21 protein-coding genes are annotated in these 22,317 nt (G+C 62.0%); 13 read left to right on the plus strand and 8 right to left on the minus strand.

The window, feature by feature from the left end:
* Positions 1-60 precede the first annotated feature (60 nt).
* A complete protein-coding gene (gene rodA / locus H7688_RS13745; protein WP_183361728.1) occupies positions 61-1,161 on the plus strand; it encodes a rod shape-determining protein RodA in 1,101 nt (366 codons plus the stop codon).
* A 68-nt stretch (positions 1,162-1,229) separates the two neighbouring features.
* Complete coding sequence (locus tag H7688_RS13750; RefSeq protein WP_183361729.1) at positions 1,230-2,366, plus strand: tRNA-queuosine alpha-mannosyltransferase domain-containing protein; 1,137 nt, start codon at positions 1,230-1,232, stop codon at positions 2,364-2,366.
* A 347-nt stretch (positions 2,367-2,713) separates the two neighbouring features.
* On the opposite strand, the gene H7688_RS13755 is transcribed toward H7688_RS13750, so the two are convergent.
* Positions 2,714-2,869 carry a TFIIB-type zinc ribbon-containing protein gene (locus H7688_RS13755; RefSeq protein WP_183355208.1) on the minus strand — a complete coding sequence of 52 codons (156 nt, stop codon included), beginning with the start codon at positions 2,867-2,869 and terminating at the stop codon, positions 2,714-2,716.
* Positions 2,870-3,474: 605 nt separating this feature from the next.
* Between H7688_RS13755 and amrS the strand changes: the two genes are divergently transcribed.
* From amrS to H7688_RS13790, 7 genes are all read left to right on the plus strand, one after another.
* Entirely contained in the window at positions 3,475-4,488 is a 1,014-nt protein-coding gene (gene amrS / locus H7688_RS13760) for an AmmeMemoRadiSam system radical SAM enzyme (protein ID WP_183361730.1), read from the plus strand.
* 85 nt (positions 4,489-4,573) lie between these two features.
* On the plus strand, positions 4,574-5,221 hold the full coding sequence (locus H7688_RS13765) for a lysophospholipid acyltransferase family protein (protein WP_183361731.1): 648 nt from the start codon (positions 4,574-4,576) through the stop codon (positions 5,219-5,221).
* Positions 5,218-5,655, plus strand: a complete 438-nt coding sequence (gene rnhA / locus H7688_RS13770; RefSeq protein WP_183361732.1) for a ribonuclease HI — start codon at positions 5,218-5,220, stop codon at positions 5,653-5,655. Before H7688_RS13765 ends, rnhA begins: the two co-directional genes overlap by 4 nt.
* Before the next feature lie 8 nt (positions 5,656-5,663).
* A complete protein-coding gene (locus H7688_RS13775; RefSeq protein ID WP_183361733.1) occupies positions 5,664-5,969 on the plus strand; it encodes an HNH endonuclease in 306 nt (101 codons plus the stop codon).
* A gap of 27 nt (positions 5,970-5,996) precedes the next feature.
* Positions 5,997-6,614 (plus strand): HAD family hydrolase, encoded by a 618-nt coding sequence (locus H7688_RS13780; RefSeq protein WP_183361734.1) that lies wholly within the window; start codon positions 5,997-5,999, stop codon positions 6,612-6,614.
* 207 nt (positions 6,615-6,821) lie between these two features.
* Positions 6,822-7,241, plus strand: a complete 420-nt coding sequence (locus H7688_RS13785) for a tetratricopeptide repeat protein (protein WP_246329808.1) — start codon at positions 6,822-6,824, stop codon at positions 7,239-7,241.
* 223 nt (positions 7,242-7,464) lie between these two features.
* On the plus strand, positions 7,465-7,845 hold the full coding sequence (locus tag H7688_RS13790; protein WP_183361736.1) for a VOC family protein: 381 nt from the start codon (positions 7,465-7,467) through the stop codon (positions 7,843-7,845).
* A 106-nt stretch (positions 7,846-7,951) separates the two neighbouring features.
* Here H7688_RS13790 and pfkA read toward each other — a convergent pair whose 3' ends face one another.
* From pfkA to H7688_RS13805, 3 genes are all read right to left on the minus strand, one after another.
* Entirely contained in the window at positions 7,952-8,911 is a 960-nt protein-coding gene (pfkA, locus tag H7688_RS13795; protein ID WP_183361737.1) for a 6-phosphofructokinase, read from the minus strand.
* A 389-nt stretch (positions 8,912-9,300) separates the two neighbouring features.
* Positions 9,301-10,614, minus strand: a complete 1,314-nt coding sequence (locus tag H7688_RS13800; RefSeq protein WP_183361738.1) for a replication-associated recombination protein A — start codon at positions 10,612-10,614, stop codon at positions 9,301-9,303.
* Positions 10,614-13,064 carry a glycogen/starch/alpha-glucan phosphorylase gene (locus H7688_RS13805; RefSeq protein WP_443093456.1) on the minus strand — a complete coding sequence of 817 codons (2,451 nt, stop codon included), beginning with the start codon at positions 13,062-13,064 and terminating at the stop codon, positions 10,614-10,616. The genes H7688_RS13800 and H7688_RS13805 overlap by 1 nt, the downstream gene beginning before the upstream one ends.
* Before the next feature lie 194 nt (positions 13,065-13,258).
* On the opposite strand from H7688_RS13805, the gene H7688_RS13810 reads away from it, so the two are divergent.
* The 4 genes from H7688_RS13810 to H7688_RS13825 are packed head-to-tail and all read left to right on the plus strand — an operon-like array spanning position 13,259 to position 17,634.
* Positions 13,259-14,125, plus strand: coding sequence for an NAD(+)/NADH kinase (locus H7688_RS13810; protein ID WP_183361740.1), 867 nt, complete (start codon positions 13,259-13,261; stop codon positions 14,123-14,125).
* Entirely contained in the window at positions 14,125-15,789 is a 1,665-nt protein-coding gene (recN, locus tag H7688_RS13815) for a DNA repair protein RecN (protein ID WP_183361741.1), read from the plus strand. The genes H7688_RS13810 and recN overlap by 1 nt, the downstream gene beginning before the upstream one ends.
* Entirely contained in the window at positions 15,783-16,232 is a 450-nt protein-coding gene (locus tag H7688_RS13820; protein WP_183361742.1) for an N-acetyltransferase, read from the plus strand. Before recN ends, H7688_RS13820 begins: the two co-directional genes overlap by 7 nt.
* 55 nt (positions 16,233-16,287) lie before the next feature.
* Complete coding sequence (locus tag H7688_RS13825; RefSeq protein WP_183361743.1) at positions 16,288-17,634, plus strand: TldD/PmbA family protein; 1,347 nt, start codon at positions 16,288-16,290, stop codon at positions 17,632-17,634.
* Between the two features lie 15 nt (positions 17,635-17,649).
* On the opposite strand, the gene H7688_RS13830 is transcribed toward H7688_RS13825, so the two are convergent.
* The 4 genes from H7688_RS13830 to H7688_RS13845 all read right to left on the minus strand — a co-directional run bounded on the left by H7688_RS13830 (position 17,650) and on the right by H7688_RS13845 (position 22,269).
* Positions 17,650-17,931 carry an ArsR/SmtB family transcription factor gene (locus H7688_RS13830; protein ID WP_183355192.1) on the minus strand — a complete coding sequence of 94 codons (282 nt, stop codon included), beginning with the start codon at positions 17,929-17,931 and terminating at the stop codon, positions 17,650-17,652.
* 172 nt (positions 17,932-18,103) lie between these two features.
* Positions 18,104-19,084, minus strand: coding sequence for an ABC transporter ATP-binding protein (locus tag H7688_RS13835; protein WP_183361744.1), 981 nt, complete (start codon positions 19,082-19,084; stop codon positions 18,104-18,106).
* Entirely contained in the window at positions 19,081-20,043 is a 963-nt protein-coding gene (locus H7688_RS13840; protein ID WP_183361745.1) for an ABC transporter ATP-binding protein, read from the minus strand. Before H7688_RS13840 ends, H7688_RS13835 begins: the two co-directional genes overlap by 4 nt.
* A 168-nt stretch (positions 20,044-20,211) precedes the next feature.
* Positions 20,212-22,269 (minus strand): HD domain-containing phosphohydrolase, encoded by a 2,058-nt coding sequence (locus tag H7688_RS13845; RefSeq protein WP_183361746.1) that lies wholly within the window; start codon positions 22,267-22,269, stop codon positions 20,212-20,214.
* Positions 22,270-22,317: the final 48 nt, after the last annotated feature.

Genomic DNA, 22,317 nt, shown 5'->3' on the forward strand with positions numbered 1-22,317 from the left:
CGTCTTTGCGGCGGGCCCTGACCACAGCGCGGTGCCTGGCACCCGATTCCTGGGGATTTCATGTTTGACCGCAGGCTTTTCACCAACTTCGACTGGACCCTTCTGGCCCTGGTGCTGCTCATCACCGGGTTTGGGGTGATCAACATCTACAGCGCTTCCTCGTCGTACCGGGAGATCGGTACGCCGTACTTTTTGAAGCAGATCTACTGGACCGTGGCCGGTATCCTGCTCTGCCTCACCGTCTGCAGTATCGACTACCATATGCTGGAGGACTTCGCCTACTGGCTCTACGGGGCAGTGCTGATTCTCTTGGTCCTGGTACTGGTGGCCGGCAAGACCTCCATGGGGGCCACTCGGTGGATCCACCTTGGCTTTTTCACCGTCCAGCCCTCCGAGCCAATGAAGATCGTCATCATCATGACCTTCGCGCGGTTTTTCAGTCGCTACCCCGTCTTCCAGGGACTCACCCTGAGGGACCTGCTCTACCCGCTGGCGCTTCTGGGCGCCCCGGCGCTCCTCATCATGAAACAGCCTGACCTGGGGACCGCCATCCTGGTCTCGCTCATCGCCGGCACCATGCTGCTCTTCGTCGGGGTGCGCTGGTCGGCGCTTGCCACCATGGCTGCTGCCGCCATTCCGACCATCTTCCTGGGGTGGCGCTTTGCCCTGCACGACTACCAGAAAAAGCGCATCTACAACTTTTTGAACCCCGACCTCGATCCCCAGGGGAGCGGCTACCACATCATCCAGAGCAAGATCGCGGTTGGTTCGGGCGGTACCTTCGGCAAGGGGTTCATGCACGGTACCCAGTCGCAGCTGCGCTTTCTCCCCGAGCAGCACACCGACTTCGCCTTCTCGGTCTTCGCAGAGGAGTGGGGCTTCGTGGGCTGCCTGGTCATGCTTACCCTGTACCTGTTCCTGATCTTCTGGGGGCTCGGTATCGCCAAGCGCTGTAACGACCGTTTCGGCTCGCTGATGGCGGTCGGCGTCTCCGCGATGCTCTTCTGGCACATCGTCATCAACATGGGGATGGTGATCGGGCTGTTTCCGGTGGTAGGGGTACCGCTTCCCTTCTTTTCCTACGGCGGGACCTCGATGGTAACCTCGATGGTCGGGGTCGGCATCCTGCTCAACATCAGCATGCGGCGTTTCATGTTTTAGCCGGTCTCAGGAGGGAAGGGGCGCACCCGCTCCCTGCCGCCTGATCCGCACCTCCACAAGGATCCCCGATGCGCATCGCCCTCGTCGAGCCCTACTGCACCGGCTCGCATGCTGCCTGGCTCCAGGAGTACGCCAACCACAGTCGGCACGAGGTGGAGCTATTCACCCTGCCCGGGCGCAATTGGAAGTGGCGCATGCACGGCGGCGCCGTCACCCTGGCCAACCGCTTTCTCGCCTCGGGCTTACGTCCCGACCTCATCCTGGCGACGGATATGCTCGACCTGGGAACCTTTCTGGGACTTACCCGGAGGGTAGCCGGGAACTGCCCCTGTGCCATCTACTTCCACGAAAACCAGCTCACCTATCCCTGGTCCCCCGGCGATCCCGATCCTGGCAGCAAACGGGACCTGCACTACGCTTTCATCAACTACACCAGTGCTTTGGCAGCCGATGCGGTGCTTTTCAACTCGCGCTATCACCGCGACAGCTTCCTGGGGGCGCTCCCCGGTTTCCTGCACGCCTTTCCCGACCACAACGAGCCGCAGTCCGTGCAGGAGCTGAGTCGCAAGAGTCGGGTCCTGCCCCTGGGGCTTGACCTGGGAAAGTTGGACAGGCACCGCCCTGCAGAGGCCGGCTCTGGCGTACCGCTCATCCTTTGGAATCATCGCTGGGAGTACGACAAGAACCCCGAAGAGTTCTTTGCCGCACTCTACCTCTTGGCTGAAGAGGGGCATGACTTCCAGGTGGCGGTCCTCGGCGAGTCCTTCGGTCGTTCGCCCGCCATCTTTGAGGAAGCGCGCAAGCGGCTAGAGACCCGGGTCGTGCAGTGGGGCTACCTGGAGAGCTTTGCGCAGTACGCACAGTGGCTCTGGCGTGCCGATATCCTGCCGGTTACCTCGCGCCAGGAGTTTTTCGGGGCGAGCGTGGTGCAGGCGATGTATTGCGGCTGTCAGGCCCTGCTCCCCGAGCGTCTTGCCTATCCCGAACACGTCGCAGAAACGTTGCGCGAGCAAGTGGTGTACGGAAGGGAGGAGAACCTCGTGGCTCGTTTGCGCGCGATGCTTGACTCTAGAACGCAGGCACCTGCCGGGTCTGCTGCCTTTGTATCTCGCTACGATTGGAGCAATCTCGCCCCGGTTTACGACTCCTTCCTGGAAGCACTCGCTGCAAATCCGCGCAGTATCCCTGAAGTACCTGCCTGGTAGTACCCTCCGCTTCGACGATCCTTCACGGCCTTTACACCCACTCGTTCAAGGGCGTTAAAAGCGTTTTTTTGTGCGCGTAAGCCTCTTCGCAGGAAGCTGAACGATTCTAGGGACTCCTTTCGGGGAAGGTCATACTTTCAGCAGCGTGACGCTTTGTTTTAGAAACTAATAAGTAGGAGGGGCCGTATCGTGCAAGGCGCTGAACAATGAAGAAATGGCGAGGTGCGGGGCAAGCAGTCAGCTGACGGTGTATCGGGGGAAGGGTGCAGAGGGTGCAGTGGGGGCTTCCTGGGAAAGAGGAATTCAAAGTGTAGAGGAGGGGCGCCCGGGGGCGCCCCTTTTCCCGGTTAGGCAGCAGCCTGCTCGTTGATGGTAATGATTTCGTTGTACTTCTCCAGCCAGATAGTTCCGCACGAGGTGCACTCGAGGAGGTCTTTGGCGTAGCCGTCGGAGTGCATGTCGATTTCGATACCTTTCTTGCTGTTACATTTCGGGCAATGCATGTTTTTTTCTCCTGTCACAGGGGTAATGGTAGGTTAAATATATAGAACGGGAATTACAGGTGCAAGTGTAATTTTTACCGAAAAGTGTCATAAAACAGCTGTTTACGAGATTTGTGAGGTAGTGTTTTTGAGCTTCTATTTTATAACACCTGGAGTCTGCCGGTGACCTCTTGCCGGTAGCTTCTGTGCAAGTAATTGTTATTCATAGGAATGCGAATAATAGAACACGAGTATTTTTATTTTTGAGAAATCGCCGGCGAAGGCGGGGGTGCGGAGGATGCCTGCAAAATTATTTTTTGTCTGGCTAAACCGAAACATTGGTTTGAATTTCTGTTTACCCAATGGTATCTTCAGTCAGGGAATGTTAGGCCCAGTTCATCACAATTTCGGGTCCTTAACCGCTTTACCCTCGTGCTCCTCAACCTGGTATCCTGCAAAGAGGAGCCCCCCAGCATTCCTGCTCGACTCGCCGGTCACGCCTGTTTCCAGTGCTGTTTGAAACCCGGGGCTGCCCGGAATGAGTCATCCCCCTGGAGCCTTTCCTGTGCCGGGACACCGGCCTCTTTGCTGTTCTACCTAAAGCGATCATGCTGGGAGGTCGTGCCATGAAGGAAGCGATGTTTTACGAAAAGCTCGATGCCGGCCGGGTCCGTTGCGGGCTCTGCCGTTTTTACTGTCTCATCGAACCGGGGAAACGTGGTCATTGCTTGGTGCGGGAGAACCGGGAAGGGGTACTCTACTCCCTGGTGTACGGTCGGGCGGTGGCCGAGAATATCGATCCCATCGAAAAAAAACCGCTCTTTCATCTGCTCCCCGGCAGCCGCTGCTATTCGGTTGCCACGGTGGGCTGCAATTTTCGCTGCCTGCACTGCCAGAATTTCAGCATCTCGCAGCCGGAGCCTGCCCGGGTCGAAAACTCGGGAAGCTTTGTGGCCCCGGAGACCATCGTGGAACGGGCCATCGAGGCGGGGTGCAACTCCATTGCCTACACCTACACCGAGCCAACCATCTTCTTTGAGTACGCCTACGAAACCGCAAAGCTGGCGCACGCCGCTGGGCTCAAGAACGTTTTTGTGACCAACGGGTACATAACCAGCGACGCGCTGGTCACCATTGCACCGTACCTGGACGCTGCCAACATCGACCTCAAGGGGTTTTCCCCGGAGTTCTACCGCAAGGTGGTCGGCGCTTCGCTCGACCAGGTGCTCGACTGCATCCGCGAATACCATCGACTGGGGATCTGGCTGGAGCTCACCACCCTCATTATTCCGCATCGAAACGATTCCGAGGCCGAGTTGCGGGGCATTGCCGAGTTCATAGCCAAGGAACTCGGGCCGCAGACTCCGTGGCATGTCAGCCAGTTCTATCCGACGTTCCAGCTTACCGACGAGCCGCGTACCCCGGTGAGCACGCTGCGTACTGCCCGGCGCTTCGGCCAGGAAGCCGGGCTGCGCTACGTGTACGAGGGAAACGTTCCCGGCGAGGGGGGCGAAAATACCGTCTGCCCGGCCTGCGGAGGACTGCTGATCAGGCGCTATGGTTACCTCATCGAAAAGAACCTGCTGGACCGCGGCAAGTGTCCCGGCTGTGGCACCCCTGTGGACGGAATCTGGAAATGAGGATGTAAACGGTTGCCCCGCATCGCGAGTTCATGGTATAGATTCAGCTGACTTGCGGTAAAAATCCTGCCTTAGAGGGGTAGCTTTGAAGGTCTCTTTTGTGCGTCGCTTCTGGGTGACGTTTTCTATTTGGGTAATTGGCTGTTATGCGTCCGGCCTGAACCGGTTCACCGTGAAAGGTGGGGAGCAGATCCCCGCCAGCGGTGGGGTGCTCATCGCCTCCAATCACATCTCCGCCTACGATACCGTTTTTCTCCCCTGGGCCGTGATCCGGCGCAATCCGCTACAGATGCTTTGGGCTCCTGCCAAGGAGGAACTCTTTAAGAACTGGTTCTTGGGGACCTTGTACGGCTCCTGGGGAGCTTTCCCGGTGAAGCGCGGTCGCGACGTGCGGGCGGGCAAGCACATAAACGACCTGTTGCTCGATCAAAAGGTGATGCTCTTCCCCGAAGGAACCCGCCACAAGGATGGTGTGCTGGGGAAAGGGAACCGCGGCGTCGGCAAGATCATCTACGACACCCGTCCGGTGGTCATCCCCACCGCGCTCACCGGCATCAACCGCTGGCGTTTCCCGAGCCTGGGAGCGCACGGGGCGGTGAGTTTTGGCGCGCCGCTGGATTTCGCGGACCTCTTTGCCTTGCCGGATTGCAAGGAAACCCACCAGTTGATCGTCGACCGGGTCATGGACGCCATTGCCGCCATGCTTCCCGACCTGGGGAGGATTCCGTCATGATCGTCGAGATCTTTTGTGATGGGGCCTGCAGCGGTAATCCCGGTGTCGGCGGGTATGGCAGCATCCTGCGCTGCGGCGACAAGGTGAAGGAAATCTCCGGGGCTGACGGGGCCACCACCAACAACCGGATGGAGATGAGTGCCGCCATCGCGGGCCTGGAGGCGCTGAACCGCCCCTGCGAGGTGGTCGTGACCACGGACTCTCAGTACCTGGTCAAGGGGATGACCGAGTGGCTTTCGGGGTGGCAGAAACGGGGCTGGGTGAACAGCAAGAAGGAGCCGGTAGTGAACCGCGACCTCTGGGAGCGTCTGGTGGCGCTGACCAAGGTGCACAAGGTGCGCTGGGTCTGGGTGCGTGGCCACAACGGCCACCCGGAAAACGAGCGCTGCGACGAATTGGCCCGGGCCGCTATCGTCAACTTCCGGAACAGCTAGGGGGCGGGGTGGATTACTTCATCGTCACCGTGAGCGAGGAGGAGATCAAGCGCGAGCGCAACAAGGCGCGCGAGCTGCGCAAGAGCCAGTGGTGGAAAAACAGGGTCGCCAAGGGGATCTGCCACTACTGCCGCGGCAGCTTCCCACCGGATGAACTCTCCATGGACCACATCGTCCCGGTGATCCGAGGCGGCAGCAGCAGCCGGGGCAACGTGGTCCCCTGCTGCAAGGACTGCAACAATCGCAAGAAACACATGCTTCCCATCGAATGGGAAGAGTATCTTACCGCCCATGCCGGGACGGAGGAGAGCTAGCAGCGCTGCTCCTGGAGAACAACTGGTTTGAACGATATCAAGGCTGTAATCTACGACTGCGATGGTGTGCTCTTCGACTCCTTCGAGGCTAATCTCAACTTTTATGTTCAGGTGATGGACCACTTCGGCATGCCCCCCTTGGACCGCAACGACCGAGAGACCATGAGGGTGCTGCACACCTACTGCAACAAGGATGTGCTCGCCTACCTGTTCAAGGGCGACCCGCGGCTAACGGAGGTGCGCCAGTTTTCCGCCTCCCTGGACTACCGCAAGCTCTTTCCGCTCATGGTGGTGGAAGAGGGGTTGCACGAAACGCTCAGCGCCCTCAAGGGGCGTGTGGAACTTGCCGTCTGCACCAACCGGGCAAACTCCATGGACCTGCTCCTCGAATCCTTCGGACTCAACGGCTTTTTCAGCTGCGTCATGACCGCCGCCAAGGTCACCAACCCGAAGCCGCACCCTGAGCCGCTTTTCAAGGTGCTCGACCACTACGGCATCTCCCCGGCTCAGGCCCTTTTTGTGGGGGATTCCGAGGTGGACCGTCAGGCGGCCGAGGCTGCTGGTGTCCCGTTTGTCGCCTACCGTGGTGACATGGCCGCCCTGGCGCGCATCGACCGTCACACTGACCTTCTGTCCCTTCTTTAAAGGGCGCTCTTGAGTTTTCCGCGCAGTTGATCTTCTGCCTTAAATAAGGATTGAAATCGTTTCATAAGATGCCCTATTATCAGAAACGGTAAAAAGCTGTGCGGCCTTGGAAGTGCGCCGAGCAGCAGGTTGTGCAGGGAACTCACCGAGGGGAGTCGTGGTGCAAGGGGGATGGCAATGCAGGTCAACTCCGAAGAGGCTGTAAAGTTGTATGATCGAGCCGTCGCTGCTTTGGACGCCGGTGAGACCTCCTCGGCGCTCGCCTTCCTGGAGCGTGCCCTGAAGATCTTCGACAACGCCTGCTGGTACTCTTATCTCGGTTACTGCGTCGCCAAGGAGCGGGGCCAGGTGAGGAAAGGGGTAGAACTGTGTGGAAGCGCGCTCCAGCAGGAGCCTGAAAATCCGATCCACTTTCTCAATCTCGCCAGGGTCCACCTGGTAGCCGGGAAAAAGGTGGAGGCCTTGCAGGCCCTGCGCGAGGGGATGAACTGCGGCGGGAACGCCGAGATCCTGTCACTTCTGGAAAAGATCGGTACCCGAAAGCCCCCGGTGTTTTCCTTTCTCCCTCGCAACCATGCCTTGAACCGGGTGGTGGGGCTGGTGCTGGATCGCCTCAAATTGCGCTGAGCTTCCTGCCTCTCTCCAAAGCTGATCCTCGCTGCCTTTCCCATGAGTTAGCCCCCGCTGCCGCTTCTTTCCCCGGTAGCCCTGCGATCCCCTCCGTCCTGCCAGTCGAAACCTCCAATATAACTGCAGTTCCTTCCCTAGCCTAACTGCCCCCTTGCTAGTTAATATAAATAAAATATAATTAGAAGATATTTGTCGTAAGGAGGGCGGATCATGGGGGATCATGGGGGATCATTTCCGGGTGCAGGGTGCCTTCAGCTGGTTCGAGTTGACCACCACCGATGTTCATGCGGCGGAAGCCTTTTACAGCAGGCTTTTTGGCTGGAATACCGAGCCGTGGGTAGGGGAGGGAGCCTACACGTTGATCAAGGTGGATGGCAAGGACGTGGGTGGCATGGTGGCGACCAGCGAACCGGAAGACCCGCGGCTTGGGTGGGGGATCTACGTAACGGTGACCGATGTCGACGAGACAGCTGCCCGGGTGCCCGAATACGGCGGCACGATACTTGTGGAACCGACCAACATCCCTAAGATCGGCCGCTACTGCGTGATCCGGGACCCGCTGGGGCACACCATAACCGCCATCGCCTACAGCCGCAGCTGAGCAGCAGGTGGTATCGAGGAAAAACGAAAAGGCGCGTACCTTCGGTCCGCGCCTTTTTTGATTTCCGCTCCTGCAACCGGTTCACGGTGCAGCTTGAAGCTATCTATTAAATACCGAGGATTTGCGACATGCCGTGCAGGTCGTCCTGGGGCCGCTTCTCACTCACCACCACCGTTTCCAAGAGGGTCGGCACGATCGCGTTGCAGCAGAGCCCGACCATCTTTCCCTTGTCTCCGGAGAGCAGCAACTCGACCGCTGCGTGCCCGAAACGGCTCCCCAGAAGCCGGTCGAATACCGACGGCGCACCGCCGCGCTGGTAGTGACCGAGGACGGTCACCCTGGTCTCGAAGCCGATGGCGTCCTTGATGGTGTCGGCGATGTTCTGGGCCCGTCCGGCTCCTTCGGCGAGGATGATGATGGCATTGCTGCGTCCTTCCTCGTAGCGCTGCCGCAACTGGTTGCACAGGTCGGTGATGTCGCACTCGATTTCCGGTACGATAGCATACTCGGCGCCGGTGGCGATCGCCGCGGTGCCGGCCAGGTAACCGGAGTTTCGCCCCATCACCTCGATGACGAAGGCGCGGTCGTGGGAGCTTGCCGTGTCCTTGATGCAGTCGACGGCGTAGATGATGTTGTTGAGCGCGGTGTCCACGCCCAGGGCCATGTCGGTGAAGGCGATGTCGTTGTCGATGCTGGCCGGAATGCCGACCACCGGCACGCCCATCCGGTGCAGGGCAAGCGCCCCGTTCAGGGAGCCGTCCCCGCCGATGACCACCAACCCGTCGACGCCCAACTCTTCGAGGTGGCGCACGGCCTTTTCCCGTCCCAGAACCGTCCTGAACTCTTCGCTGCGTGCCGACTGGAGAAAGGTACCGCCGCGGTGCAGGATGCCCGCCACGTCCTTGGTCCCCATCTCGAGGTATTCCCCCTTCAAGAGGCCGACATACCCTTTACGGAACCCGATAACCTGCACCCCGTGACTCAGTGCGGTACGGGTGGCACTTCTTATGGCGGCATTCATGCCCGAACAGTCGCCGCCGCTGGTGATGATCCCGATTTTCTTCATGTCTGCTCCAGATATGGTGTAGGGGCACCAAATGGTGCACCCGTAGGTCGTTCCCCTTCAGGGCCAGATTGAATATATCATGGAGTCCTTGTATTACAACAGTCCCGGGCGGGAACTGGCGCAAAAATGTCCAATGATTCAAGATGATTAGAAGGGTGTAAGGTTGGCGGTGGGGGCGGCCTGAAGGGCGACGGTTAGCGTGGCAGGATGGGGACGTTCTGGGAAGGGCTGGTCAGGTGGTGCGGCAGAAAAGAGCGCGGCAGCGAGGCAACAAGGTGACAGGCGCCTGGAGATTGGCGACTTCCGTGCGCTGGGCCTGATAACGGGGGCCGAACCTGCCTTCGCCTTTGCTTCGGAAACGGGGATGGCGGGGGAAGGCGGTCAGCCGATCAGCGCCCCGCCTTCTCCTTCTCCGCCTTGAGCCATTCCATGCGCTCCTTGATGCTTTTTTCGTAGCCGCTGGCCTTCGGCTCGTAGAAGCGTCGTCCCTGTAACTGGTCGGGGAGGTAGTCCTGCGCCGCCTTCCCGTCGTCGTAGTCGTGAGGATAGAGGTACCCCTGCCCGTAGCCGAGGTTCTTCATGAGCTTTGTCGGTGCGTTTCGGATCTGCATCGGGACTGGCAGAGCCCCGCTCTTTCTCACCTCGGAAAGTGCCTGGTTGATCCCCAGGTACGAGGCGTTCGACTTGGGCGCCGTTGCCAGGTAGGTCACGGCCTGCCCCAGGATGATGCGCCCCTCGGGCATGCCGACCAGTTGGAAGGCTTGCAGGGCCGACACCGCCATCTGCAGGGCGCGGGGATCGGCGTTGCCGACGTCCTCTGAGGCGAAGATCACCATGCGGCGCAGGATGAAGATGGGATCCTCGCCGGACTCGATCATGCGCGCGAGCCAGTAGAGTGCGGCATCCGGATCCGAGCCGCGCATCGACTTGATGAAGGCGGAGATCACGTTGTAGTGTTCCTCGCCCCCCTTGTCGTAAAGGAGCGCCTTCTTCTGCACCGCCTCCTGCACGGTTTCCGGGGTGATGGTCGCCTCGAGCGCCAGGCGCGACGCGGTCTCCAGGGTGTTGAGCGCCACGCGCGCGTCGCCGCCGGCCAAGGCCGCCACCTGCTGCAGGGCCTCCGGTGTCGCGCTCAGCTGGAGTTCGCCCAGGCCGCGCTCGGCGTCGGTAAGCGCCTGCTCCAGGATCTGTACCACGACCTCGTCGTCCAAGGGGTTCAGTACCAGCACCTTGCAGCGCGACAAAAGCGGCGCGATCACCTCAAAGGAGGGGTTTTCCGTCGTGGCGCCGATCATGGTGAAGGTGCCACGCTCCACATAGGGGAGGAAGGCGTCCTGCTGCGACTTGTTGAAACGGTGGATCTCGTCGACGAAAAGGATGGTCCGCTTGCCGCGGTACTTGAGGGTGTCCTCGGCCTCTTTCACCACCTCGCGGATCTCCTTGATGCCGGACATGATGGCGGAGAAGAAGATGAAGTGGCTCTCGGTGGCGTTGGCGATGACGCGTCCCAGGGTGGTTTTGCCGGAACCGGGAGGACCCCAGAAAATGAGCGAGGTGAGCCGGTCGGTTTCAATGAGGCGGCGCAGCATCTTGCCGGGGCCGAGCAGGTGCTCCTGTCCCAGGTATTCGGCAAGCGAGCGCGGTCGCATGCGCTCCGCAAGGGGGGCGACTTCGGTGTGGGCGGCGCTGAAGAGATCGGTCATCAGTGCCTCTGCAACTCGACGGCACCCGGGCGGATGTCCAGCGGCTTGATGCCCCAGATCTCCCGGGCGTACTCTTCTATGGTCCGGTCGCTGGAGAATTTCCCCATGCCGGCAGTGTTCAGGATGGCGCGGCGGGTCCACTCGTCCTGGTTCAGGAAGACTTCGCCTACCTGCTCCTGGCAGGTAAGGTACGAGGCGTAGTCGGCCAGGAGCATGTAGTGGTCGCCCAGGTTCAAAAGGGAATCCGTGATGGGGTGAAACAGTTCGGGGGTTCCGGGTGAGAAGAAGCCGGAAGATATCATGTCCAAAACGCGTCTGAGCTCCAGGTTGCTGTTGTAGTATTCCTTCGGGTTGTAGCCGCGCCCTTTCAGTTCGGCAACTTCGGCGGCGGTGAGACCGAAGATGAAGATGTTGTCCCGGCCGACCTCTTCCATGATCTCGATGTTGGCGCCGTCCAGGGTGCCGATGGTGAGCGCGCCGTTCAGGGCGAACTTCATGTTGCCGGTCCCCGAGGCCTCGGTCCCAGCGGTGGAGATCTGTTCGGAGAGGTCCGAGGCGGGGAAGATCTTCTCGGCCAGCGACACGCCGTAGTTTGCCAGGAAGACCACCTTGATCCGCCCGGCGACGTCCGGGTCGCGGTTCACCACCTCGGCAACCGAGGTGATCAGCCGGATGATCAGCTTCGCGATGGCGTAGGAGGGGGCCGCCTTGCCGGCAAAGATGAAGGTACGCGGCACCACGCGGGCCTGCGGGTTGTCCTTGATCCGGTTGAAGAGGGTGATGATGTGCAGGACGTTCAAAAGCTGGCGCTTGTACTCGTGGATCCGTTTCACCTGCACGTCGAACATGGAGTCCGGATCGACCACGATGCCGCTGTGTTTCAGGATGTAGGCGCAGAGCGCTTCCTTGTTGGCGCGCTTCACCTCTTTCCAGCGCCCGGCGAATTCCGGGTCCCCCGCCACCGCGCGCAGCTTCTCCAGTTCGTAGAGGTCGCGGGTCCAGGCGTCGCCGATGTACTCGTCGATCAAGCCGGAGAGTAGCGGGTTGGACATCTTGAGCCAGCGCCGCTGGGTGATGCCGTTGGTCTTGTTGTTGAAGCGCTCCGGGTACATCTCGAAAAAGTCGCGGAACAGTTCGTGTTTCAGGATCTCGGTGTGCAGGGCGGCCACGCCGTTCACCGAGTGGCTCCCCACGATGGCCAGGTGCGCCATGCGGATCTTGCGCTCCCAGTGCTCCTCGACGATGGACATGCGGGCGATGCGCTCCGGGTCGTCCGGGAAGCGGGCTTGGATGTCCTTGATGAAGCGGTCGTTGATGTCGTAGACGATCTGCAGGTGGCGCGGCAGGATCTGCTCGAAGAACCAGACCGGCCACTGCTCCAAAGCCTCGGGGAGGATGGTGTGGTTGGTGTAGCCGAAAACCTTGCGGGTGATCTCCCAGGCCTCGTCGAAGCTCATGCCGTTCAGGTCGATGAGCACCCGCATCAGTTCGGGGATCGCGAGGGCCGGGTGGGTGTCGTTCAACTGGATGGCGACCTTGTCCGGGAGGAGCTTCAGGTCGTTGTGCTTTTTCTTGAAGCGGTACAAGACGTCGTGCACCGTCGCCGAGGCGAGGAAGTACTCCTGCTTGAAGCGGAGCTCCTTCCCCTCGATGACGTTGTCGGCGGGGTAGAGGACCTTCGAGATGGTCTCGGACTGCATCTTCTTTTCCACCGCGCGGATGTAGTTCCCCTCGTTGAAGAACTTGAGGTCGAACTCGCGGCTCGACTTGGCGCTCCAGAGCCTGAGCGTGTTGACCGAGTGGGTCTGGTAGCCGGGGATCGGGGTGTCGTAGGCCATCGCCATGACGTCCTCGGTATCAACCCACTCGCGCACCAGCTGTCCCTGCGAGTTGATGGTGGTGATGACCCGGCCGTAGAACTTCACGGTGTGCAGGTGCTCCTGGCGGTCCAACTCCCAGGGGTTTCGGTAGCGCAGCCAGTTGTCGGGGATCTCGAGCTGGGCGCCGTCCACCAGGTGCTGGCGGAAGATGCCGTACTCGTAGCGGATGCCGTAGCCGTAGGCGGGGATCGACATGGTGGCCATGGAGTCGAGGAAGCAGGCGGCGAGACGCCCCAAGCCCCCGTTACCGAGCCCGGCGTCCTGCTCCTCGGCGAGGATCGCCTCGAAATCGTAACCCAGCGAGGTGACCGCCTCCTGGAAGTCCTCGTACATCCCGAGGTTGATGAGGCTGTTACCCAGGGCGCGCCCCATCAGGAATTCCATGGAGATGTAGTAGACCCTCTTGTCGTCGGAATTGTAGTAGGCCTGCTGGGTGTCCAGCCAGCGCTCCACCAGGTGGTCGCGGACCGCGTAGGCCAAAGCGTTGAAACCGTCGTACCTGGTTGCGGAGTATTTGTCCTTGCCGAGGGTGTATTCGAGGTGCTCCAGGAAGGATTTGATGATGGCCATTTCCTGATCGAGCTGTTCGACGATGCCGTTTGATTCTTCTATCACCGGTTCACTCATTAGTCACCCTGTTCCGAGCCCGATTTCCCAGGCTGGAACCCCTCCCCGCGGAGCCGCGCCAGATCTAGTTTCCATTGGACATGGTACAACTTATATGCTAGTAAATCCTAGATTACAATACAAGTAAAGGGGGTCTGATGAAAAAAATCGCCATCATAGCGAAAGTGCACGACCCCCGTTGTCTGGGCGTTGCCGAGGAACTGATCGACTGGCTGACCCAGCGCGAAATCGTCCCCCGGGTAGAGGAACACCTCTCCAAACAGCTCAGGCATCCGGGTCTCGCCGAGAGCGCCGAGAGCTCCGAGGTTGCCACCGGCGCCGACCTGGTGGTGGTCCTTGGGGGCGACGGGACGCTGATCGCCGCCTGCCGCATGGTCGGCTCGCGGGAGGTCCCCATCCTGGGGGTGAACCTGGGGAGCCTCGGCTTTCTCACCGAGATCACCCTGGACGAGATGTACCCTGCCATGGAGCGCTGCCTGGCTGGCGACTTCGAGGTGAGCCAGCGCATGATGCTTTTGGCCCAGGTGCTACGGGGCGGCGAGCAGATCGAGCGCCACCGCGTCTTGAACGACGCCGTCATCAACAAGGGGGCGCTCGCGCGCATCGTCGACATGGAGACCTCGGTGGACGGGCGTCACCTGACCACCTTCAAGGCCGACGGCCTGATCGTCTGCACTCCTACCGGCTCGACCGGCTACTCGCTCTCCGCGAACGGCCCCATCATCCACCCGGGGCTTAACTGCATCTCGATCACCCCGATCTGCCCGCACACCCTGACCAACCGCCCGCTCGTGGTGGGTGCCGAGGCGAGCATCGCCATCCGCATCGACGCGCAGGAGGACGAGGCGGTGTTCCTGACCCTGGACGGTCAGGTCGGTGTCAAGCTCATCTGTGGCGACCAGGTGCACATCAGGAAGTCCGACCACGTGGCCCGCCTGGTCCAGTCGCGCAGCAAGGACTACTTTTCCGTGCTCCGGGCCAAGCTCAAGTGGGGGGAGCGGTAGTGCTGAGAGAACTGCAGATAAGCAATCTCGCCATCATCGACAAGCTGCACGTGGAGTTCCAGCCCGGCCTCAATATCCTTACCGGCGAAACCGGTGCCGGTAAATCGATCATCATCGACGCGGTGAACCTGATCCTGGGCGGCCGGGCGAGCTCCGAGCTGATCCGTTCCGGTGCCGAGGAGGCCTCGGTTGAGGCGCTCTTCGACCTGACCGAGCGCCCCGCACTGGCCAAAAGCCTCGCCGAAAGCGGCATCGAGTGCGACGGTGAACTCCTGGTGCGCCGGGTGGTCTCCCGCGGCGGCAAGAACCGCGTCTTCATCTCCGGCGGACTGGCAACCACTGCCATGCTCGCCGAAATCTCCCGCGGCCTCATCAACATCTACGGCCAGCACGATTCCCAGACACTCTTGAAGATCGACCAGCACCTGCGCCTTTTGGACGGTTTTGCCGGTTCGCTCAAGATGCGCGAGGAGTTCCAGGCGCGTTTCGAGGCGTACCAGAAGGCGAGGGGGGAACTCGAGGCGCTGGAGCAGGGGGAGCGCGAGGCTGCGCGCCGCCTGGACCTGCTCTCCTTCCAGAACGAGGAGATCGTCGCTGCCAAGCTGTACCTCGGGGAAGAGGAAGAGCTTGCCGAAGAGCGCGGGCGCCTGGCGCACGGCGAGAAGCTCCTCTCCGCGAGCCAGCAGGCCTTCGACGCCCTCTACGGCGACGATGCCGCTCTCTTGGGGAGGCTGCGCCGGGTGATCGGCAGCATTGCCGAGGTGAGCGCCATCGACCGCAACCTCGCTCCGGTCTGCGATAACCTCGAGGGGGCCTACGCACAGTTGGAAGACGCCTCGCTTACCCTGCGCGACTACGCGGCGGGGGTGGAGGCGGATCCCGGGCGACTGGAGCAGCTGGACGACCGGATCGATGCCATCAACAAGCTGAAGCGCAAGTACGGCGCAGACATCGCCGAGATCCTCAGCTACCAGGAAGGGATCGCAGCCGAACTCGCCGGGCTTACCGGGCGGGAAGAGACCCGCGACCACCTGACGGCGGAGATCGCGTCCCTGAAGGACGAACTGACCCGGCTCGGGAAGCGGCTGACCGATGCACGACGCAAAGGTGCGGCCGGCCTCAAGGAAGGGATGGAGCGCGAGCTTGCCGAGCTTGCCATGAAGCACGCCGTGTTCGAGACGAGCTTCGAGCCCCTGGCGGAGCCGCGTGCCTACGGTTTCGAGCGGGCCGAGTTCCTCTTCTCGCCCAACCCCGGCGAGCCCCCCCGCCCCTTGGCCAAGGTAGCTTCCGGCGGAGAGCTCTCCCGGCTCATGCTGGCCCTGAAGCAGCTCCACCCGGAGAGCGAGGTGCCGACGCTGATCTTCGACGAGGTCGACACCGGTATCGGCGGGGCCACCTCGGCACTGGTCGGCGTGAAACTGAAGAAGGTGGCCGGAGCACAGCAGGTGCTGGCCATCACCCATCTCCCCCAGGTGGCCGCTTTCGCGGACCAGCACCTGCGGGTCGAAAAGGCGGTCAGCGACGGCCGCACCTCCACCTGCGTCCAGCGCCTGGAAGGCGAGGGGAGGGTGGCAGAAGTGGCGCGGATGTTGGGCGGAGCGAAGATTACCGAGAAGACCCTGGAGCACGCCCGGGAATTGATTCAGGAGGCAGCGACATGTTGAGAAAGGCCAAGATCAGCGACGTAAAAGATATCCAGAAACTGCTCACCAACTACGCGAGCCGCGGCGAGATGCTTTCCCGCTCGCTTTCCGAACTCTACGATGCCATACGCGATTTCTACATCTGGGAAGAAGAGGGGCGGGTGCTCGGCGCCTCCGCCCTGCACATCGTCTGGGAAGACCTGGCCGAGGTGCGCTCGGTGGCGGTCGCCGAGGATGCCGGCCGCCGCGGTATCGGCTCCAAGGTGGTGGGAGCCTGCCTCGAGGAGGCCCGCGAGATCGGCCTGAAACGCCTTTTTTGCCTGACCTACAAACCGGATTTCTTCGCCAAATTCGGCTTTAAGGTGGTGGACAAGTCGGAGTTGCCGCACAAGGTCTGGGGCGACTGCATCAAGTGCGTGAAGTTTCCCGACTGCGACGAAATTGCCATGATCCTGGACCTGTAGGCGATCCCCGATTGTCCCACCGGTCCGATCACGTTGAACCCAACGAAGAGGCACCATGACCGACCTTACCCCCTACGCCAGCCAGGTAGCCGCGCTACTCGAGGCCAAGAAGCCCGATGCCTTCGAGGTGATGCTGACCCGCTCCCGGGACCTTTCGGTCGAGGCGAGAAACGGCCAGGTTGATGCCTTCCGCTGCGCCGAACCCCTCGGTGTCGCGGTAAGGGTCAAGATCGGCCCGGGGCTGGGGTTCTCCTTTTCCACCTCGCTCGAGAAAACTGCCCTGGAACGCATGGTGGAAGGCGCCGTGGTCGCCGCTACCATGCAGACCCCGGACCCTTCCTGCGTGCTTCCGGCGCCGGCACCTGGCGGCTACCCGGTTCTCCCCGGGCTGTACGATCCCGCCTTCGCCGCGACTCCGGATGAGGACAAGGTGGAGCGGGCGCTCGAACTGGAACGCCGGGTGCTCGCCCAGGACTCGCGGGTGAAGCGGGTGCGCAAGTGCAGCTACAGCGAGTCGGTCTACCAGGTGCTGATCCAGAACTCGCTGGGGATCGCGGCACAGTACCAGGGAAGCCAGCTGAGCCTGAGCGCCTCGGCGGTCGCCGAAGCCGACGGCGGCGCCCAGATGGGGTGGGATTACGGTTTCTCGCACCGCTTCGACGGTGTCGACCCGGAACTGGTGGCGGCCGGCGCCGCCGGCAAGGCCGTGGCCCTGCTGGGTGCACGCTCGCTTGCCACCATGCGCTGCCCGGTAGTGCTCGACCGGCACGTGGCCGCGCAACTGCTGGATGTGCTCTCGGGCTCTTTCCTCGGGGAAAATGTGCACAAGGGGAAGTCGGGGCTGGCCGGCCGCACCGGCGAGCGGATCTTCTCGGGTATCGTCAGCGTGCGCGACAACGGGCTCCTGGAAAACGGTCCGGGGAGCGCCCCGTGTGATGGCGAAGGGGTGCCGCAGCAGGATACCCCGCTGGTGACCTCGGGGGTACTGCAGGGCTTTCTCTACGACAGCTACTGGGGAAGCCGGCTGGGGGCCACCTCTACCGGCAACTCGGTACGCGGCGGGGTGAAGGGCCCACCACGGCTTGCCGTGCACAACCTGCACCTGGAAAACGGGACGAGTACCCCTGAGGAACTGCGTGCGGGAATCGGCCGTGGTGTCCTGATCACCGAGGTGCTCGGCATGCATACCGCCAACGCCATTTCGGGGGATTTTTCGGTGGGTGCTGCCGGATACTACCTGGAGGGTGGGGAGCCCGTGCACCCGGTCAAGGGGATCGCCATCGCCGGCAACCTCTTCGAGCTCTTCAATAACGTAGAACTGGTGGGGAACGACCTGCGCTTCTTCGGTACGGTCGGCTCGCCTTCGCTCAGGATCGGCGAGCTCGATGTCAGCGGCTCCTGAGGCCGCTTCAGCTCCTTACGGCTGGTCCAGGATCTCGATGAGCCTGCGGGCGAAGGGGCTCACCACCGCGTAGTGCACCTCGACCCCGTCCCGGGTCCCTTCGATGATCCCCTTGTTCTTCAAAAGCGCCAGGTGCTGCGATACCGTGGCCTGCGGCAACCCCAGGCACTCCCAGATGTGCTTTACGTTGCACTCCTTGGTGCAGAGTCCCGCCACTATCTTAAGCCGGATCGGGTGCCCGAGCACCTTGAGCATCTCCGCTTCCTTGGTGAAATCCTTCGTCTTGTCAAATGCCAACTTTCTTTCCTCCGCTTCGATATGATCCTGGCGCCTAAGGCACGGTGCCGGAAGAAGGCGGTCTGCTCTTCCTGCCGGCTTCGGGGTCGCGGCCCCGGAACGGGTCGCTGCCATCTCCCGTAGTTCTTGATTATCTATATGTAGTACGAAAGCTATCTTGTCAATCGAAAAGCTATCGTTTCGAGCGATAGATATCTTTACTAAAATGACAGGCCGCCGCGTGCCCCGGTTCCTTCTCCTCCAGGGGCGGGGGCTCGCTGGCGCATACCGGCTGCGCATAGGGGCAGCGGGTGTGGAACGGGCAGCCCGAGGGGGGTGCCAGCGGGGAGGGGAGCTCGCCCCGGGCGATGACCCGGTGCTCCTTGGCGCCGTCGATCCGGGGGATCGCGCTCAAGAGCACCTCGGTGTAGGGGTGCAGGAACCGGTCGAGCACTGCCTCGCGGCTGCCGGTCTCGACGATGCGCCCCAGGTACATGATGGCGACCCGGTCGCTTAGGTGCCGAAGCACCGAGAGGTCGTGGGTGATGAACAAAAAGCCGAGGTCGAGTTCGGCCTTGAGATCCTGCAGAAGGTTGATGATCTGGGCCTGGATCGAGAGGTCCAGCGCCGAGACCGGCTCGTCTGCGATGATGAGCCGGGGCGAGACGGCGAGGGCACGGGCGATGCCGATTCTTTGGCGCTGCCCGCCGGAGAATTCGTGGGGAAAGCGCTTGAGGTGGTCCGGCGAGAGCCCCACCCGGGTCGCCAGGGTCGCCACCCGGTCGCGCCGCTCGGCCGGCGTCCCGATGCCGTGGATCGCCAGCGGCTCGCCGATGATCTCCTCCACCCGCATCCTCGGGTTGAGCGAGGAGAAGGGGTCCTGGAAAATCATCTGGACTTCCTTGCGGAAACGGACGAGGCCGGGGGCGTCCAGGGAGCCCAGCTCCCGGCCGTCGAAGCTGATCGACCCTGAGCTGGCAGGCATAAGCCCGGTCAAAAGGCGCGCCACCGTCGACTTGCCGCAGCCGGACTCGCCGGCAAGCCCCAGGGTCTCGCCCGGGTAGAGCTCCAGGTCGATCCCCGCGACGGCGGTGAGGATGCGCCTGGGTTCGAACGGGCCGGCCTGTACCGGGAACTGCTTGACCAGGTTTTGAGCGTTCAAAAGGGGCTTCATGGCACCATCAGGCAGCGGACCAGGTGTCCGGGGCCTGCCTCCTTCATTCCGGGGTGATGGGTCGCGCAGACCTCCTCGCAGATCGGGCAGCGCTCCCTGAAGGGGCAGCCGGCAAGAGCCATTTTCAGGTCCGGCACGCTCCCCGCGATGGTCGCCAGCCGCTCGCCGGGCTGGGCATTTTCCGGCAGCGAGGCCAAGAGCCCGCGCGTGTAGGGGTGCAGCGGGTTGCCGAACAGTTCGTCCGTCGGGGCCGATTCCACAATCTCCCCCGCGTACATGATGGCGGTGCGGTGCGCGCGCTCGGCGACGATCCCCAGGTTGTGGGTGATCAGGATGAGCCCCATCCCGGTCTCCTCCTTGAGCCGGTCCAAAAGCTCGAGGATCTGGGCCTGGATGGTGACGTCCAAGGCGGTGGTCGGCTCGTCGGCGATCACCAGCTCCGGGCGGCAGGTAAGGGCCATGGCGATCATGACCCGCTGGCGCATCCCGCCGGAGAGCTGGTGCGGGTAATCCTTGAGGCGCTCGCGCGGGGCCGGGATCCCGACCAGGGAGAGCATCTCAACCGCTTCGTCCTCGGCCAGTTTCTTGGACAAGCCGCGGTGCAGGCGCAGCCCCTCGGCGATCTGGTTCCCTATGGTGAACACCGGGTTCAGGGAGGTCATCGGATCCTGGAAGACCATGGCGATCCGGTTGCCGCGCACGTTGCGCATCTGGTCCTCGGGGAGCTGGAGCAGGTCCTCCCCCTTGAAGCGGATGCTCCCCGAGACGATGCGTCCCGGCGGCGGCACCAGGCGCATGATGGAGGCGGCGGTCATGCTCTTGCCGCACCCCGATTCCCCCACCAGTGCCAGGGTTTCTCCCGGCTCCAGGGTAAGGTCGACCCCCTCGACCGCCCTCAGCTCGCCTCCCGGCAGCTTGAAGCGGGTGCTCAGTCCCGTTATTTCCAGTAGTGCTGCCACGAAATCTCCCGAAGCATGCTCTGTTGCGGGCCCGGCTGCCTGGCAGACCCGGCCGGCCCAACGTGAGCCGGCCCGTCGCCTGGGCGCGGGCCGGAATGGACCTGCCTTTTATACCATGTATTGCCGACAGGGGCAATCGTTACGGTTTCTGGGGACTTAAGACGATTCTCAGGCCTCTGCCGCCTCCAGCACGCGGTGCGGCAGGAAATTGGGGGTCATTAAAAGGTCGATGAAGATGGGGACCAGTTCCGGGTCGAACTGGGTACCGGCATTCTCCGAGAGCTCCTGGATGGCCACCTCGACGTCCAGCGCCTTGCGGTAGGGGCGATCCGAGGTCATGGCGTCGAAGGAGTCCGCGATGGCGAGGATGCGCGACTCCAGCAGGAGTTCCTCGGCGGCTAGGTTGTTCGGGTAGCCCAGCCCGTCGTAGCGTTCGTGGTGCTGACCGATGCACAGCCGCACGTCGTAGAGGAACTCGATCGGCTCGAGGATCTTCATGCCGATGGTCGGGTGCAGCTGCAGTTCGGCCACGTCGGCGCTGGTCAGCTGCTCCTCCTTGTGCAGAAGCGACAGGTCGATGCCGATCTTGCCGATGTCGTGCAGGATGGCGGCACGCTCGATCACCTTGAGGCGGTTTTGCGGCAGGTCGAGCCGGCGGGCCAGGGCGAGCGAGAGCCGGGTCACCCGCTCGGAGTGTCCCCGGGTGTAGGAGTCGCTTGCCTCGATGGCGGAGACCAGCGCCTGGATGGTATTCAGGTAGGTCTTCTGCTGCTCGTCGTAGAGCTTGGCGTTCTTGATGGCGATGGAGGCCTGCGCGGCGATGGTGCTCAGGAGCTCGAGCTCTTCGTGGTTATAGGTACTGTTGTTCTGCTTGTTGACCACGGTGAGGGTGCCGATGATCTCGTCTTTCACCTGCAAAGGTGCGCAGATCAGGGTCTTTCTCTCGTAGCCCAGGACGCTCAACCGGTCGAACTCTGGGGCCTGCTCCATGTCGGCGATGAGCAGCGGGCGGCCGTTTCTGATCACCCAGGTGGAGACGCCCGACTCCTTCATCTGGATGCGCGCCTCCTGGAGCTGGGCGTCGTTGCCGGTGCCGATCAGGTTGGTCACCTTGAGCTCGCCCACCTCGGCGTCGTAGAGCATGATGTAGCCGATCTGGGCCTGCAGGGTCTCCATGGTGGTCTGGACCACCAGGTGGTAGAGGCTCTCCACCTCGATGGTGGAGTTGATGGCGAGCCCCAGCTTGTACAGGGTGGAGAGCTTGGCAACCGCCTTTTCCAGGTTGGTGTTCTTGTCCTCGAGCTCGCCGGCCAGGTCGGCGATCTTGTAGTTCGCCTCCTCGATCTCCTCGATGCGCTCCTCGAGGGTCACGTTCAGGGTCTCGATCTCGCGGATCTGCTCCTCGAGCCGACCGTTCATCTGGTGGGTTTCGCGGTGGTGGTTAAGTTTCTCCTGGGCCCGCGCCAGTTCACGCTCGTGGGCCACGGTCGACTGCATGAGGGCCTTCACCCGCTGCACCATCCGGTTGAAACTCTCGCCCAGGGTGCGCATCTCGTAGCTTGAGGAAAGCTCGATTTTCTGTTCGAAGTCCCCGCGCTCCACGTCCCTCATGAAGGCGATAAGCCGGTGGATCGGCTTGTCCACGTAGACGATGAGGAAGATACCGATGGTGCAGAAGATGAGGGTTACCAAAAGCAGGCTCGAGAAGACCGCGGTGTCGCGCTCGTGGGCGATGTACTCCTGCAGGTAGTCGAGGGAGAGCCGTATCTCCAGGAATCCGAGGGTATCCTGTCCGGCAGCGTGACACTTGAAGCAGGCGGGGGCATTGGAGATCCGGGCAAAGGAGACGAACGAGCCATCCTCGCCCAGGGTCCCCTTGGTGCCGGGCGCCTGTTCGGGGCCAAAGCCGGGGACCTGTTTGCCCACCTCGTTTCGGGAGGCGGAGACCAGGATCTTGCCGTTGGCGTCCAGGATGCGCAGTGACTTCACGAATTCCCGGGTCCGGATGCGGGCGAAGACGCTGCCGATCTCCTCGGCATGGCCGGAAAGCATGGCGTTGCCGATGGAGCTCTTGATGGTCTCGATGAGCACCTGGGTGTTGCGGTTGGCGATCTCGTGCAGCATTTCCTTCTGGTGGCGGAAGTTCAGGAAGGCGACGGTGCCGATGATCAGCATCATGATCAGGGTGACCAGGGTGAGGATTTTTATTTTCAGCGAATTAAGCATAGACCTTCCGGGGCGAAGATGTACGTGATTTGGCCAGAGGCTTCTGCG

It is taken from the genome of Geomonas limicola (genome assembly GCF_014193675.1).
Lineage (GTDB): Bacteria > Desulfobacterota > Desulfuromonadia > Geobacterales > Geobacteraceae > Geomonas > Geomonas limicola.